Source organism: Nocardioides sp. JCM 18998 (assembly GCF_055391535.1).
Genome location: NZ_AP043886.1, coordinates 3,039,912 through 3,054,266, shown reverse-complemented (window position 1 = coordinate 3,054,266; position 14,355 = coordinate 3,039,912). Strand labels below are relative to the sequence as shown.

17 protein-coding genes are annotated in these 14,355 nt (G+C 71.9%); 3 read left to right on the top strand and 14 right to left on the bottom strand.

The window, feature by feature from the left end:
- Window positions 1–32 precede the first annotated feature (32 nt).
- Genes ACZ5L9_RS14355 through ACZ5L9_RS14340 form a run of 4 tightly spaced genes read right to left on the bottom strand, consistent with a single transcriptional unit; the run spans window position 33 to window position 4,726 of the window.
- The gene (locus tag ACZ5L9_RS14355; RefSeq protein WP_464528853.1) at window positions 33–602 is read right to left on the bottom strand and encodes a Trp biosynthesis-associated membrane protein; all 570 of its coding nucleotides are present in this window, start codon (window positions 600–602) and stop codon (window positions 33–35) included.
- On the bottom strand, window positions 602–994 hold the full coding sequence (gene hisI, locus ACZ5L9_RS14350; protein ID WP_464528852.1) for a phosphoribosyl-AMP cyclohydrolase: 393 nt from the start codon (window positions 992–994) through the stop codon (window positions 602–604). The genes ACZ5L9_RS14355 and hisI overlap by 1 nt, the downstream gene beginning before the upstream one ends.
- 19 nt (window positions 995–1,013) lie before the next feature.
- Complete coding sequence (locus ACZ5L9_RS14345) at window positions 1,014–2,813, bottom strand: ABC transporter ATP-binding protein (protein WP_464528851.1); 1,800 nt, start codon at window positions 2,811–2,813, stop codon at window positions 1,014–1,016.
- Window positions 2,810–4,726, bottom strand: coding sequence for an ABC transporter ATP-binding protein (locus ACZ5L9_RS14340; protein WP_464536863.1), 1,917 nt, complete (start codon window positions 4,724–4,726; stop codon window positions 2,810–2,812). Before ACZ5L9_RS14340 ends, ACZ5L9_RS14345 begins: the two co-directional genes overlap by 4 nt.
- Window positions 4,727–4,766: 40 nt before the next feature.
- On the opposite strand from ACZ5L9_RS14340, the gene ACZ5L9_RS14335 reads away from it, so the two are divergent.
- The gene (locus ACZ5L9_RS14335) at window positions 4,767–5,399 is read left to right on the top strand and encodes a TIGR03085 family metal-binding protein (protein ID WP_464528850.1); all 633 of its coding nucleotides are present in this window, start codon (window positions 4,767–4,769) and stop codon (window positions 5,397–5,399) included.
- Here ACZ5L9_RS14335 and ACZ5L9_RS14330 read toward each other — a convergent pair whose 3' ends face one another.
- Window positions 5,400–6,116: a Uma2 family endonuclease gene (locus ACZ5L9_RS14330; protein WP_464528849.1), complete on the bottom strand. Its 717-nt coding sequence runs from the start codon at window positions 6,114–6,116 to the stop codon at window positions 5,400–5,402. It abuts the gene before it with no gap.
- Between ACZ5L9_RS14330 and ACZ5L9_RS14325 the strand changes: the two genes are divergently transcribed.
- On the top strand, window positions 6,097–6,480 hold the full coding sequence (locus tag ACZ5L9_RS14325) for a VOC family protein (protein ID WP_464528848.1): 384 nt from the start codon (window positions 6,097–6,099) through the stop codon (window positions 6,478–6,480). The two genes, ACZ5L9_RS14330 and ACZ5L9_RS14325, sit on opposite strands and share 20 nt — an antisense overlap.
- Before the next feature lies 1 nt (window position 6,481).
- Here the strand turns inward: ACZ5L9_RS14325 and ACZ5L9_RS14320 are convergent, their stop codons facing one another.
- Both ACZ5L9_RS14320 and sigJ read right to left on the bottom strand, forming a co-directional pair.
- Window positions 6,482–7,048, bottom strand: coding sequence for a dihydrofolate reductase family protein (locus ACZ5L9_RS14320; protein WP_464528847.1), 567 nt, complete (start codon window positions 7,046–7,048; stop codon window positions 6,482–6,484).
- Between the two features lie 30 nt (window positions 7,049–7,078).
- Complete coding sequence (sigJ, locus tag ACZ5L9_RS14315; protein ID WP_464528846.1) at window positions 7,079–7,972, bottom strand: RNA polymerase sigma factor SigJ; 894 nt, start codon at window positions 7,970–7,972, stop codon at window positions 7,079–7,081.
- 139 nt (window positions 7,973–8,111) lie between these two features.
- On the opposite strand from sigJ, the gene ACZ5L9_RS14310 reads away from it, so the two are divergent.
- A complete protein-coding gene (locus ACZ5L9_RS14310; RefSeq protein ID WP_464528845.1) occupies window positions 8,112–8,561 on the top strand; it encodes a carboxymuconolactone decarboxylase family protein in 450 nt (149 codons plus the stop codon).
- A gap of 67 nt (window positions 8,562–8,628) precedes the next feature.
- Here the strand turns inward: ACZ5L9_RS14310 and hisF are convergent, their stop codons facing one another.
- Genes hisF through hisD form a run of 7 tightly spaced genes read right to left on the bottom strand, consistent with a single transcriptional unit; the run spans window position 8,629 to window position 14,291 of the window.
- Window positions 8,629–9,399, bottom strand: a complete 771-nt coding sequence (gene hisF, locus ACZ5L9_RS14305; protein ID WP_464528844.1) for an imidazole glycerol phosphate synthase subunit HisF — start codon at window positions 9,397–9,399, stop codon at window positions 8,629–8,631.
- Window positions 9,396–10,130 (bottom strand): bifunctional 1-(5-phosphoribosyl)-5-((5-phosphoribosylamino)methylideneamino)imidazole-4-carboxamide isomerase/phosphoribosylanthranilate isomerase PriA, encoded by a 735-nt coding sequence (priA, locus tag ACZ5L9_RS14300; protein WP_464528843.1) that lies wholly within the window; start codon window positions 10,128–10,130, stop codon window positions 9,396–9,398. The genes hisF and priA overlap by 4 nt, the downstream gene beginning before the upstream one ends.
- A 2-nt stretch (window positions 10,131–10,132) precedes the next feature.
- Complete coding sequence (locus tag ACZ5L9_RS14295; RefSeq protein ID WP_464528842.1) at window positions 10,133–10,483, bottom strand: hypothetical protein; 351 nt, start codon at window positions 10,481–10,483, stop codon at window positions 10,133–10,135.
- 7 nt (window positions 10,484–10,490) lie between these two features.
- Window positions 10,491–11,150 carry an imidazole glycerol phosphate synthase subunit HisH gene (gene hisH, locus ACZ5L9_RS14290; protein WP_464528841.1) on the bottom strand — a complete coding sequence of 220 codons (660 nt, stop codon included), beginning with the start codon at window positions 11,148–11,150 and terminating at the stop codon, window positions 10,491–10,493.
- A 2-nt stretch (window positions 11,151–11,152) separates the two neighbouring features.
- Window positions 11,153–11,785, bottom strand: a complete 633-nt coding sequence (hisB, locus tag ACZ5L9_RS14285) for an imidazoleglycerol-phosphate dehydratase HisB (RefSeq protein ID WP_464528840.1) — start codon at window positions 11,783–11,785, stop codon at window positions 11,153–11,155.
- Window positions 11,782–12,921 carry a histidinol-phosphate transaminase gene (locus ACZ5L9_RS14280; RefSeq protein ID WP_464528839.1) on the bottom strand — a complete coding sequence of 380 codons (1,140 nt, stop codon included), beginning with the start codon at window positions 12,919–12,921 and terminating at the stop codon, window positions 11,782–11,784. Before ACZ5L9_RS14280 ends, hisB begins: the two co-directional genes overlap by 4 nt.
- Window positions 12,921–14,291: a histidinol dehydrogenase gene (gene hisD, locus ACZ5L9_RS14275; protein ID WP_464528838.1), complete on the bottom strand. Its 1,371-nt coding sequence runs from the start codon at window positions 14,289–14,291 to the stop codon at window positions 12,921–12,923. The genes ACZ5L9_RS14280 and hisD overlap by 1 nt, the downstream gene beginning before the upstream one ends.
- Between the last annotated feature and the right edge of the window lie 64 nt (window positions 14,292–14,355).

Below are 14,355 nucleotides of genomic sequence, written 5' to 3'. Positions count from 1 at the left end.
CGGTGCGGGCCGATTCTATGGGGTCGGCGCGATCAGTCGGAGTCGCGGGTCGAGTCTGCGGTGGGGTCGTGCCCCTCGTCGAGCGATTTCCACAGGTCGATGCTGCTCTGCTCCTCGATCGGCGTCGCGCTGGCGGCACTGGGCTGGGCGCCGGTCGGCGCGTCGTACTTGGCGCCCATCTCGGGCCACGCCGGCGCCTTCATCACCGCCAGTACGAACATCAGGCAGGTGCCGATCAGCGCGATCAGCGCGACCCAGGGCCAGGCGGTGCCGTGGCTGCCGTCGTGGGTGGCGAGCAGGTGGTGGCGGGTGCTCCAGATCGCCGGTACGGGGGCGATCGCGGCCAGGCCACCGAGGACGGCGACCACTCGGCGGACGCTCCCCCGGGTCACCAGGACGACGCCCCAGGCAGCGAGGGCGACCAGTGCGAGCGCCGTGGTGGCCGGGCTGTCCACATTGCCCTGCGTCTGGCTGAACGGATCGTCCTTGGCGCCGGCGATCCAGGGGTGGTGGCCGGCCCACGCCGCAACGCCGGCGCCGATGAGGCCGAGCAGCACGACGGGCCAGAACGTCCGCCGGTCCTTGTTGGCCGGTGCCCCCATCAGGCGTCCGCAGAGGTGTCGGCAGGGATGGCGGCGGGGATCACGGCGACGACGTCGGCGTCGAAGCAGGTGCGGTCGCCGGTGTGGCAGGCGGCGCCGATCTGGTCGACCTTGAGCAGCAGGGTGTCGCCGTCGCAGTCGAGACGGATCTCCTTGACGTGCTGCAGGTGGCCCGAGGTGTCGCCCTTGGCCCAGTACTCCTGGCGGCTGCGGCTCCAGTAGGTCGCACGGCCGGTCTCGATGGTGCGGGCGAGGGACTCGTCGTTCATCCACCCCATCATCAGCACCTCGCCGGTGTCGTGCTGCTGCGCGATCGCGGGCACCAACCCGTCGGCGGAGCGCTTGAGGCGGGCGGCGATCGCGGGGTCGAGGCCAGAGGTCGAGTCGGTCACGGCTCGATTATCCCTGCTGTCATCCTTGCTGGGCGACCCAGGAGGCATGCAGCCCGGCGTACACCGACCCCTCCTCGCGAACGAGGTCGGCGTGCGGCCCGCGCTGCACGATCCGGCCCTTGTCGATCACGATCACCTCGTCGGCGCCCTCGGCGGTGGTGAGCCGGTGGGCGATGGTCACCGACGTGCGACCCTGCATCAGCCGCTCGAGCGCCCGGTTGATCCGCATCTCGAGGGCGGGGTCGACAGCGGAGGTGGCCTCGTCCAGGACGAGCAGGTCCGGGTCGGCGAGCTGGGCACGCAGCAGCGCGACGAGCTGGCGCTCGCCGGCCGACAGGGCCTCGCCACGCTGCCCGACCCGGGTGAGGACGCCGAGGGGTAGGGCGGCGAGCCAGTCGCCGAGGCCGATCTGCCGGGCGGCCTGCTCGATCTCGGCGTCGGTCGCCTCGATCCGGCCGTAGCGCGCGTTGGCGGCGAGGGTGTCGTCGAAGAGGAAGCCCTCCTGCGGGACGAGCACGACGCCGCGGCGCAGGCTGGCGGCGCTGATCGCGCGTACGTCGACGCCGTCGAGGGTGATCGTGCCGCTCGTCGGATCCATCAGGCGGGTGAGGAGCTTGGCGACCGTGGACTTGCCGGATCCGGTCTCCCCCACCACCGCGATCCTCCGGCCGGGGGCGATCGTGGCGGTGATGTCGTGCAGCACGAGCGGGCCACCGGGGTAGGCGAAGCTGACATCGTCGAAGCCGACGCTGATCGGGCCCTTGGGAAGCTGGGCGCCCGCGGGACCGGGGTCCACCAGGTCTGCGGGGGTGTCGAGGATGCCGATGACACGGCGCCAGCTGGCGACGGCGTTCTGGGCGTCGGTGAGGATCTGGGAGCCGGTCTGCACCGGGCCCACGAAGAGCGAGACCAGGAACGCGAAGGCGAGGATCCGGCCGCTGCTGAGGTTGCCGTGGATGCCGAGCTGGACGCCGAGGACGACCACGCCGGCCAGTGCGAGGCCGCCGGCCAGGCCGCCGAGGCTGAAGAAGCCGGCGACCAGGCTCTGGGCGCGGGTCTGGGCCGCCCGGTTGGCCTCGACCGCGTCGTCGATGCGCTGCTGGGTGCGGGCTTCGACCGCGTACGCCTTGACGACCGCGGCGCCGACGACCGGCTCGGCGATCGCCGACAGCAGGGTGCCGACCTGGCGCCGGACGACGGTGTACGCGACCGACAGCCGGCGCTGGAAGAACGGGAGGCTGGCGAACAGCGGCACGAAGCAGACCCACACCACCAGCGCGAGCTGCCAGCTGTAGACCACCATCACGACGCTGGCGATGAGCATCTGGCCGACGGAGACCACCAGCAGCAGGCCGCCGTAGACGACGAACTGGCTGATCTGGTCCACGTCGCTGGTCACCCGCGAGACCAGGGCGCCGCGACGCTCGGTGTGCTGGGTCAGCATCGGCAGGTCATGAACGTGGCGGAACGCCTTGGTGCGCAGCGTCGCCAGGCCGCTCTCCGCGGCGGTGAAGAGCCGCGCCGTCATGGCGTAGGACGCGACGCTGGCGATCGCCAGGGCGATCGCGGCGCCGATGCCCATCCAGACGGTGAACCGCACGTCGGGCCCACCGGCGTGATGCAGCCCACGGTCGAGGGTCTGCTGGACGGCGATCGGGACGATCACCTGGCCGAGGCTGGCGATGATCGCCAGCGTCAGGGTGACCCCGATGCCCTCGACCAGCTCGGGCGAGTGGTGGACGCCGCGGCGGATCGTCTCGATGCCGCCGAGCTGCTCCCCGCTGTCGACGGTGTTGCCCGAGGTGACGGTGGTGCTCACGTGGTGGCCTCCGTCATCGGCTCGTTGTCCTGCTCGTAGGCGTTGACCAGATCGGCGTACGCCGGGCTGGTGGCGAGCAGTTGCGCGTGGGTGCCGCGCCCGGCGATCCGGCCGCCGTCGAGGTGGACGACCTCGTCGGCCAGCGCGATGGTCGCCTTGCGGTAGGCCACCACCACGAGGGTGGCGCCGGTGATGGTCTCGATACGCTCGCTGGCGCTCGCTGCTCGACCAGCGGACCCCTCGCTGGTCGAGTGCGTCGCGAGGGACGAGCGACGTGTATCGAGACCAGACCCCTCGGTGGTCGAGCTGGCGGTGTCCTGAGCCTGTCGAAGGGTCGAGACCCGCAGGGCGGCGAGGATGCGCTGCTCGACCTCGGGGTCGACCGCCGAGGTCGCATCGTCGAGGATCAGCAGGCGCGGCCTGCGGACGAGCGCCCGGGCCAGCGAGATGCGCTGGCGCTGTCCCCCGGACAGCGACGTGCCGCGCTCGCCGAGGCGGGTGTCGAGGCCGTCGGGAAGAGCCGCGACGAAGCCGTCGGCCTGGGCGGCGCGCAGGGCCGCCCAGATCTCCTCGTCGGTGAACTCGACGCCGCCCTCGTGGTCCAGCGTGATGTTGCCGCGGACGGTGTCGTCGAAGAGGAACGCCTGCTGCGGCACGATCGCCATCGCCTCGGCGAGCGCGCCCTGCTCGAGGTCGCGCAGGTCGATGCCGTCGATCGTGATCCGACCCTCGTCCGTGTCGACCAGGCGGGTCATCAGCGTGGTCAGGGTGGACTTGCCCGAGGCGGTCGGCCCCACGATGGCGGTGGTGCGGCCCGGCTCGACGTCGAAGGTGACGTCGGTGAGCAGCGGCTGGCTCTCGTCGTACGAGAACGCCACCTGCTCGAGCGCGAGTCGCGCGCCCTCGGCGCTCGCCGGCACCCGCCGCTCGCCGTAGACGAGGGCGTCGGTGGCGTCGAGGACGCGCTGGACGCGGCGGTAGCCGACGACGCTGCGCGGGAACTCGCCCAGCAGCCAGCCCAGCGAGCGGATCGGGAAGGCGACGATGGTGAGCAGGAAGCCGATCTGTACGACGTCCCCGGCCTCGGCGTGGCCGTGCAGCACGCGCACCACGCCCGCGGCGAGGACGACCAGCACGCCGATGTCGGGCAGCGCGGCCAGCGTCGGGTCGAAGGCGGCGCGGATGCGACCGGCCCGGATGTTGGTGTCGCGCAGCTCGCGGGCCTTGGCCGCGAACCGCTCGGTCTCCTCGCTCTCGCGGCCGAGGGTCTTGACGACGAGGGCGCCGTCGAAGGACTCGTGCGCGACCTCGCTGAGCTCGGCGCGGAGCTGCTGGGCGCGGGTGATCAAGGGGCTGGCGCGGCGCTGGTAGGCCAGGTTGGTCAGGACGACCGCCGGGAAGACGAGCATGCCGAGGGTCGCCAGGACCACGTCGGCGAGGTACATCTGGACCACGGCGATCACCATCATCGCGATCGTCCCGACGGCCATCGGCAGCGGCGCGATCGGTGCCCACGCGGCCTCGACGTCGGCGTTGGCGTTGCTGAGCAGCTGCCCGGTGGGGTGCGCCTGGTGCCACGCCAGCGGGAGGCGCAGGTACTGGCGGGTGACGGCACGGCGGTAGTGGGCCTGCATCCGGTACTGCATGACGCCGGCACCGAGGCGGCGCGCCACCACCCCGACGGCGCGCCCGATCGCGACAGCGACGAAGAGCGCGACGACGGCGACGAGCCAGCCCGCCCCGATGTGTCCGGTCCGGTACGCCGGCAGGATCACGTGGTCGGTCGACCACCCCAGGACCCAGGCGTCGGCGACGGTCAGCGCACCGAAGAGCGCCGAGCCGAGCGTCGAGACCGTGAAGATCAGCGGCTCGCGCCGGATCGCGACACCGAGGACCCGGAAGCCGTCCAACATGCTCGCGCGCTCCACCCGGTTGATCGTAGTGTCGGCCACCGTGGCCCTTTCCTCTGGTTCCCTCGTCCGCGGCGAGCGCGAGGCGCTCTGCGATCTGTCTGTGACGGTCGGTCCCGACGCCCCGACGCTGTGCGCCGGGTGGGACGTCCGTGACCTGGTGGTGCACCTGCTGGTCCGCGAGCGCAAGCCGTGGGCCGCGGGCGGCATCATGGTGCCCGCGCTGTCGGGTGTGACCTCGCGGGTGTCCGAGCGGATGGCCGCCCGCCCCTTCGCAGCGCTGGTCGACGAGCTCCGTATTCCCCCGCTGCCGTTGCGCGCCCCCGGGGTGGACGCGCTGATGAACACGATCGAGTACTTCGTGCACCACGAGGACGTACGCCGGGCGCAGCCGTCGTGGGTCCCCCGGGAGCTCTCGGACGCCGACGAGGCGACCCTGTGGCGCCCGCTGCCGATGATGGGCCGCGGCCTGGTCCGCCCCGCGGGCGTACCGGTGGAGATCGTCTCCGGTGCCCGCCGGGCGACGCTGCGCCGCGGCGCCGATCCGGTCGTGGTGTCCGGGCCGGTCAGCGAGCTCGCGCTCTTCCTCTTCGGCCGTACCCAGCTCAGCGGGCTCACCTTCGAGGGGCCGGCCGATCGCATCGAGCTGCTGCAGGCGGCGAAGCTCGGCTTCTGATCAGTCGCGCAGCAGCTGCGTCAGGTCGAGCTGGACGGTCCCGTAGGACGCGACCTCGACAGCCGCTCGTGGGAGGTGATCAGAGAGCTCGTGAGCGATCTCCCAACCCCGACCATGGTTGGCAAGCACCGTCATCCTGCGATGCTCAGGATCGATGATCCAGTACTGGCCGATGCCCAGCTCGGCGTACTCGTGCGACTTGCGCAGCGTGTCCTCGGTACGCGTCGTCGACGAGAGCACCTCGACGACGACGACGGGGATCTGCTCGCTGAACAGCACGGACTCGGACTGGGCGAGGGCGTAGACATCGGGGACCCGCAGCCGGGACGGACCCGTCGCCAAACCACTCTCGGTCGCGACGAAGAGACCCGGACACGCGTCCTCGATCGCTTGAGCGGTCCAACGCGCCGTGCGGTTGTGCCGCGGCCCAGCAGGCGGCGTCACGAGAGCGATGCCATCGACGTACTCGGCCCGGACCTCGTCGCCGAGCGCCAGGAACTCCTCGTACGACATCTGCTGTCGCAGCATCGTGTCTGCGCCCATCGGTGCTTCCCATCGGATCGACACATCGAACTCCTTCATTGTGACCACCGCCCCCGAGATGGAGAAGCGCCTGTCCCGGACGATGCCATCGCGCACCGACAGTCTTGACCGCGCGCCCCTTGTCGCTGCTGGGTAGCGGTGGAAGGGTCGGAGCATGACCACGATCAACAGCATCGCCACCGCCATGTTCTCCGTCTCGGACCAGGACGCGGCGATCGCGTTCTACACCGAGAAGCTCGGCTGGGAGCTGCGCTCGGAGACGTCGTTCGACGACGGCGCCCAGGGCGGACGCTGGGTCGAGGTCGCTCCCCCGGGCTCGGTCGCCGTCCTCGCGCTCAACCTCCCGATGGGCGGCCAGCCCGGCGGCGGCAGCATCGGCGTCGAGACGCCGGACGCCGACGGCGAGCACGAGCGGCTCAGCGGCATCGAGGGTGTCCAGGTCGGCGACTTCATGGGCGGCGAGGGTCCGGTGCCGAAGATGTTCTCGGTCAACGACCCGGACAACAACTGGATCTGGGTCGTGCAGGCCCAGGCCTGACTCAGCCCCTGACGGCGGTGTAGCGCAGCTCGGCGAACTGGCCGGTCTGACGCACCGACTCCAGGTGCAGCGCGGCCGACTCGATCCGGCGCGGCAGGAGCGGTGCCCCGGCGCCCAGCGTGACAGCGGCGATCGAGACACGAACCTCGTCCAGGAGGCCGGCGTCGTGGAACTGCCCGGCCAGGTCTCCCCCGCCGACGATCCAGACGTCCTCCCCCAACGCGGCCTCCCGCAGCTCGTCGGCCAGGTCGGCCACGGAGCCGGAGACGACCCGGATGTCGGCGCCGGGGACGAGCGGCAGGTCCGTACGCGAGGTGAAGACGTAGGTGACCCGATCGCCGTAGAAGGACTGCCACTTCTCCGGCGCCGCCATCAGGCCCTCGTGCTCCAGCACCCACCGGTAGGTCGTCGAGCCCTCGACCATCACCCGTACGCCCGCGACGAACTCCCCCAGGCCGGCCTGCGACTCCTCGCCGCCGTCGACCGCGAAGAGCCAGTCCAGCGAGTCGTGCTCGTCGGCGAGGAAGCCGTCGAGCGTGGTGGCAGTGGCGTAGACGAAGCGGGTCACGCTCCGACGATAGTCGGGATCGGGCCCCGCTCAGGCTCGCCAGGTGGAGAGCTTGCCGGGGTTCAGCACGGCCCACACGTCGGTGACCAGCCCGCCGACGACCCGCAGGTTGAGCACGCCGAAGATCTGGTCGCCCTCGGCGTAGACCATGCCGAGCCCGTCGCCGGTCGGGCGTGGCTCGATCCGCCACGTCGGCCGCTTGGCCATCACACCCAACATGAACCGGGCCACCTTGTCCGGGCCGATCACCGGCTTGCGGGCCGCGCTGACCACGCCGCCGCCGTCGGCGCGCAGCGCGACCGACGGGTCGAGCAGCTCGGTCAGGGCACCCAGGTCGCCGCCCGCGACGGCGTCGCTGAAGGCCCGGACGACGGCGTCGTGCTCGTGGGCCGGGGCGACCGATTCGCGGTGCGCGGCGACCTTGCGCCGGGCCGAGGTGGCGAGCTGGCGCACCGCGGCGGGCGTGCGCCCGACCACACCGGCGATGTCGGGGAACGGCAGCTCGAAGACGTCGTGCAGCACGAACGCCACCCGCTCCGCCGGCGTCATCGCGTCGAGCACCACCAGCAGGGCGCTGCTCACCGTGTCGTCCAGGGTCACCCGATCGGCGGGGTCCACGCCCGCGGCGGCGGAGGCCAGCGGGAGCGAGAGCAGCGTGGAGGGCACCGGCTCGGGCAGCCAGGGCCCGACGTACTGCTCCCGGCGCGCCCGCGCCGACTTGAGCACGTCGAGGCAGACGCGGGAGGCGACCCGGGTCAGCCAGCCCTGCGGGTTGCCGATCGCGGCCCGCTCCTCCTCGCTCAGCCGGTACCAGCGCAGGTAGGTCTCCTGGACGGCGTCCTCGGCCTCCTCGAGCGTGCCGAGCAGGCGGTAGGCCAGCGCGATCAGCCGGCGCCGCTCCGCCATCACGTCGACCAGCTCCACAGACAGTCCTTCAGCGCTCACACGGCATTGACGAGACAGTGATCACGTCTGTGAGGTCCTCACACTCCGCTCGGCCGTCTCGTCATCAGTGTGCAGGCCGGACACGCCGGCCGGCACCTCTTCCAAGGAGTCCAGACAGATGTCGCACGTCAACGTCACCAAGGTCGTCCCCGCCCTCTACGAGGCGCAGCTCGCGGTCGAGAAGGCGGCAACCGACGCCGCGGAGGCGGCCGGCCTGCACCCGCTGCTGCTGGACCTGGTCCGGCTGCGCGCCTCCCAGCTCAACGGCTGCGCCTTCTGCCTGCGGATGCACACCCAGGACGCGCTGAAGAACGGCGAGACCACGGACCGGCTCGCCGTCGTCGCCGCCTGGTGGGAGTCGCAGTACTTCACCCCGCAGGAGCAGGCCGCGCTGACCCTGACCGAGCAGGTCACGCTGATCGGCGCCCAGCACACCTCGCCGGCCCCGAAGGTCGACGTCGCCGCCGTCCTCGACGAGCGGGAGATCGCCGCCATCACCGCGCTGGCGATCTCGATCAACGGCTGGAACCGGATCGCGATCGCCTCGGGCTACCCCGTCGCGCCCTGATCCGAGCGGCGGGACGTCATACGAATCGAGCCCACCTGCGGAGCGCGTCGTATGACGTCCGCCCGCCTCAGCGCACCGGGTAGCCGGCGCCGGCGAGTGCCGACTTCACCTCGCCGATGCGCAGCGTGCCGAAGTGGAAGACCGAGGCCGCGAGGACGGCGTCCGCGCCGGCCTCGACCGCGGGAGCGAAGTGGTCGGCGGCGCCGGCGCCGCCGGAGGCGATGACCGGGATCGAGACCTCTGCACGGACCGCGCGCAGCATCTCGAGGTCGAAGCCGTCGCGGGTGCCGTCAGCGTCCATCGAGTTGAGCAGGATCTCCCCCGCGCCGAGCTCGGCAGCCCTGATGGCCCACGCGACGGCGTCGATCCCGGCGGACCGGCGACCGCCGTGGGTGGTCACCTCGAAGCCCGAGTCGGTGGACGAGCCCGTCGGGACCCGACGGGCGTCCACCGAGAGCACCAGGACCTGCGAGCCGAACCGGTCGGCGATCTCGGCGATCAGCTCGGGGCGGGTGATGGCCGCGGTGTTGACGCCGACCTTGTCGGCGCCCGCGCGCAGCAGCCGGTCGACGTCCGCGACGGCCCGTACGCCGCCACCGACGGTGAGCGGGATGAAGACCTCCTCGGCCACCTTGGAGACGATCTCCATGGTGGTGCCGCGGGCGTCCGAGGAGGCGGAGATGTCGAGGAAGGTGAGCTCGTCGGCGCCCTCGCGGTCGTAGACCTTCGCCAGCTCGACCGGGTCGCCGGCGTCGCGCAGGTTCTCGAAGTTGATCCCCTTCACGACCCGGCCGCCGTCGACGTCGAGGCACGGGATGACGCGTACGGCCAGGCTCATGACGCCGCGCCCCTGGTGACCGCGAGGGCCTCCTCGAGGGAGAGCGATCCGGTGTAGAGCGCCGTGCCGGCGATGGCACCCTCGACACCCGCATCGACGAGCGTCATCAACGCGCGGATGTCGTCGATGGTGGTGACGCCGCCGGAGGCGACGATCGGGGCGGAGGTACGGGAGGCGACGTCGCGCAGCAGGTCGAGGTTCGGGCCCTGGAGCATGCCGTCCTTGTTGACGTCGGTGACGACGTAACGGGCGCAGCCCGCCTGATCGAGTCGGTCGAGGACCTCATAGAGGTCGCCACCGTCCTTGGTCCAGCCGCGGGCGGCCAGCGTCGTACCGCGGACGTCGAGACCGATGGCGACGCGGTCGCCGTACTCGGCGATGGCCTTGCGGCACCACTCCGGGTTCTCGAGGGCGGCGGTGCCGATGTTGACCCGCCGACAGCCCGAGTCCATCGCGGCCTTGAGCGACGCGTCGTCGCGGATGCCGCCCGAGCGCTCGATCTTGATGTCGACGGCGCGGGTGACCTCGGCGAGGAGGTCGGCGTTGGAGCCGTGCCCGAAGGCGGCGTCGAGGTCGACGAGGTGGATCCACTCCGCCCCCATCTCCTGCCAGCGCAGCGCGGCCTCGATCGGATCGCCGAAGACCTTCTCGGACCCGTCGACGCCCTGCACCAGCTGGACGGCGCGACCGCCCTTGATGTCGACGGCGGGGAGCAGCTCGAGGTAGGACACGTTCAGGCCTTTCGGAACAACACGGTGTACAGGACGGGGGTCGCCAGCACGCTGGCGACGAGGGCCAGGGCCCGGATGGACGGCGACGGCTCGGCGAACCAGAGCAGCGCATTGAGGACGACGAGGCCGACGATCAGGACCTGGAGCTGGATGCGGCGGCGCTTCGCGAGGGCACCGTGGGAGCGACCGCGTCGCGATCCCCGGAGGTCGAGCCTGTCGAGACCGGACTGCAGCCGCGCCCGGCGCAGGCGCCGGCGCGCCGCGGCGGCGTCGGCGACGGCCCGGACGGCGGCGGCCTCGGCGGCCTGTCGCTCCCGCTCCTCGCGGGCCCTGGCGCGCACTCCCGATGGCATCGCGTCCTCAGGCGCTCTTGAGGGACTGGACCCAGTTGCGCAGCACCGCGGCGCCGGCGTCGCCCGACTTCTCGGGGTGGAACTGGGTCGCGGACAGGGCGCCGTTCTCGACGGCCGCGACGAACCGGTCGCCGGTCTTCTCGTCGGGCCCGGTCTCGGCCCACGTCACCAGCGGCGCCTTGGTCCGGTCGTTGGTGACCAGCTCCCACGTCCGTACGCCGTAGGAGTGCACGAAGTAGAACCGCTCGTCCTCGACGCCGGCGAAGAGCTCGGAGCCCTGCGGCACCTCGATGGTGTTCCAGCCCATGTGGGGCACGATCGGCGCCTGGATCCGCTCCACCACGCCGGGCCACTCGTCACAGCCCTCGGTCTCGACGCCGTGCTCGACCCCGCGGGAGAAGAGGATCTGCATGCCGACGCAGATGCCCAGCACCGGGCGACCGCCGCTGAGGCGACGGCCGATGATGCGCTCGCCGCGGATCGCCCGCAGCCCCCGCATGCAGGCCTCGTACGCGCCCACGCCGGGCACCAGCAGGCCGTCGGCCGCCATGGCGGCGTCCAGGTCGCCGGTCAGCTCGACGCTCGCGCCGGCGCGCTCGACGGCGCGCACGGCCGAGCGCAGGTTGCCCGACCCGTAGTCGAGGACAACAACAGTCGGCGACGCCATGCTCAGATGACGCCCTTCGTGGACGGGATGCCGGTCTCGCGCGGGTCGAGCGCGATCGCGTCGCGGAACGCCCGGGCGAACGCCTTGAACTGCGTCTCCACGATGTGGTGCGGCTCGCGGCCGGCGAGCACGCGGACGTGCAGCGCAAGGTGGGCGTGGAAGGCGATCGACTCGAAGACGTGCTGGGTCAGCGAGCCCAGGTAGGAGACTCCGGAGCCGCCCAGCTGGACGTACTGCTGCCCCTCGGGCTCGCCGGAGTGCACGCAGTAGGGACGACCCGAGATGTCGACGACCGCCTGGACCAGCGCCTCGTCGAGGGGGACGGTCGCATCGCCGAAGCGGCGGGTGCCCTTCTTGTCCCCGAGCGCCTGGCGCAGGGCCTGGCCGAGCACGATCGCGGTGTCCTCGACGGTGTGGTGCGCGTCGATGTGGACGTCGCCGTCGCTCTTGACGGTGAGGTCGAGCAGCGCGTGCCGGGCCAGCGCGGTCAGCATGTGGTCGTAGAAGCCGACGCCGGTGGAGATGTCGTGCTTGCCGGTGCCGTCGAGGTCGACCTCGACGATGACCGTCGACTCCGACGTCTTGCGCTCGATCCGGGCGGTACGGGGCGCGGTGCGGCTCACGCTGCTGCTCACTGGGTGACCTCCATCAGGGCCTTCTTGAATGCGTCCATCTCGGCAGGGGTGCCGATCGAGACCCGCAGCCAGCCGTCGGGGCCGGTCTCGCGGATCAGTACGCCGTGCTCGAGCAGACCCTGCCAGATGGCGTGCCGGTCGGGGAACATCCCGAAGAGCGCGTAGTTGGCGTCGCTCTCGGCGACGGTGAACCCCTGCTCACGCAGCCACGACACGCATGCGTCGCGCTCCTCGCGCAGCGAGGCGACGTTGCCGAGCAGCTCGTCGGTGTGACGCAGCGCCGCCAGCGCCGTCGCCTGGGTGACGGCGGAGAGGTGGTACGGGAGCCGGACGACCCGGATCGCGTCGCAGATCGCCGGGTCGGCGGCCAGGTAGCCCAGGCGCAGCCCGGCGCCGGCGAACGCCTTCGACATGGTCCGGGTGACGACCAGGTTGCGGTGACTGCCGAGCGACTCGAGCGCACTCGGCACGCCGGCGCGGCGGAACTCGCCGTACGCCTCGTCGACGACCAGGATCCCGCGTTGGCCGACCGCCTCGCACAGCGCACCGATCGAGGCCGGGTCGAGCGCGGTGCCGGTCGGGTTGTTGGGGCTCGGCAGCAGCACGACGCTGGGCCGGACCTCCGCGATCAGCGCACGCGCCTTCTCCAGGTCGAGGGAGAAGTCGCTCTCCCGGACGCCGGCGACCCATTCGGTGTTGGTGTCGCGGGCGTACTCGGGATACATCGAGTACGTCGGAGCGAAGCTCAGCGCGGTGCGGCCGGGTCCGCCGAAGGCCTGGAGCAGCTGCAGCATGACCTCGTTGGAGCCGTTGGCCGCCCACACCATCTCGGGGGTGATCGCGTCTCCGGAGGTCGGGCCCGCCGTGACCACGTCCCGGCTCAGGTAGGCCGCGAGCCCGGTGCGGAGCTCGACGAACTCCCGGTCGGGGTAGCGGTTGAGGGTGCGCGCCGCCTCGCGGACCGAGGCCGCGATGTCGTCCAGGCACGCCTCGGAGGGGCCGTACGGGTTCTCGTTGACGTTGAGCTGGACGGGGACGTCGAGCTGCGGTGCGCCGTAGGGCTCGATGCCGGCGAGCTCCTCACGGATCGGGGGACGGTACTGCTCGGGCGAGCCCACCAGGTCGCTCGACGTCATCAGCGGGCGTCCTGCGCCGGGTCCTCCGAGAACCGGACCGAGACCGCAGCGCCGTGGCCCGGCAGGTCCTCGGCGTGCGCGAGGGTGACCACGTGGTCCTTGACCGCGGCCAGGCCCTCACGGGAGTAGTCGATGACGTGCACGGACTTGGTGAACGCGCGCACGGACAGCCCCGAGCTGTGGCAGGCGCAGCCGCCGGTCGGCAGCACGTGGTTGGAGCCGGCGCAGTAGTCGCCCAGGCTGACGGGGGCGAACGGGCCGACGAAGATCGCGCCCGCGTTGCGGATCCGGCCGGCGTCGACCAGCGCGTTCTGGGTGTGGATCTCGAGGTGCTCGGCGGCGTACGCGTTGACCACCTCGACACCCTGGTCGATGTCGTCGACCAGGACGATGCCGGACTGGCTGCCCGCCAGCGAGGTGCGGATCCGCTCCTGGTGCTTGGTCGCGGCGACCTGCTTCTCCAGCTCCTGCTCGACGTCGTCGGCCAGGGCCGGCGAGTCGGTGACCAGGACGGAGGCGGCGAGCGGGTCGTGCTCGGCCTGCGAGATCAGGTCGGCGGCGACGTAGGCCGCCTCGGCGGTGGCGTCGGCGAGGATCGCGATCTCGGTCGGGCCGGCCTCGGAGTCGATGCCGACCTCGCCCTTGAGCAGGCGCTTGGCGGTGACGACGTAGATGTTGCCCGGACCGGTGACCAGGTCGACCCTGGCGCAGCCCTCGGTGGCCGGGCCCGCCGGGACGCCGTAGGCGAACATCGCGATCGCCTGGGCGCCGCCGACGGCGTAGACCTCCTCGACGCCGAGCAGCTCGCACGCGGCCAGGATGGACGGGTGCGGGAGGCCGCCCCAGCGCCCATCGGCCTGGGCCTTCTGCGGCGGGCTGGCCAGGGCGATCGACCGTACGCCCGCGACCTGGGCCGGGACGGTGTTCATCAGCACGCTGGAGACCAGCGGTGCGAGACCGCCGGGGACGTAGAGGCCGACCCGGCCGACCGGCACCTTGCGGTGGGTCACCCGGGCGCCGGGACCGAGCTCGGTGACCGCGTCGGTCTCGAGCTCGTTGGCGCAGGTGGCGCGCAGCCGCGTGATCGACTCCTCGAGACCTGCGCGGATCGCCGGGTCGAGCTCGGCGAGAGCCGTCGTCAGGGCCTCACGCGGCACCCTGATGTCCGCGAGACGGACGCCGTCGAACTTCTCGCCGTACTCCAGGATCGCCTCGATCCCGCGGGCGCGGATGTCGTCGAGGATCGGCTGGACGGCATGGGTCGCCGCCGCGATGTCGAACTCTGCGCGCGGCACGGCGGCGCGATAGTCCAGAGGGTGAGCACCGGGGCCCTGATCACGGGCTCCCCGCAGGTCGATGCGGCGGATCATGGCGCAATTCTACGGGGACGCGCGGCGTGCTTCCCGCATGGTCACCTCCGGCGGACGACTAGGT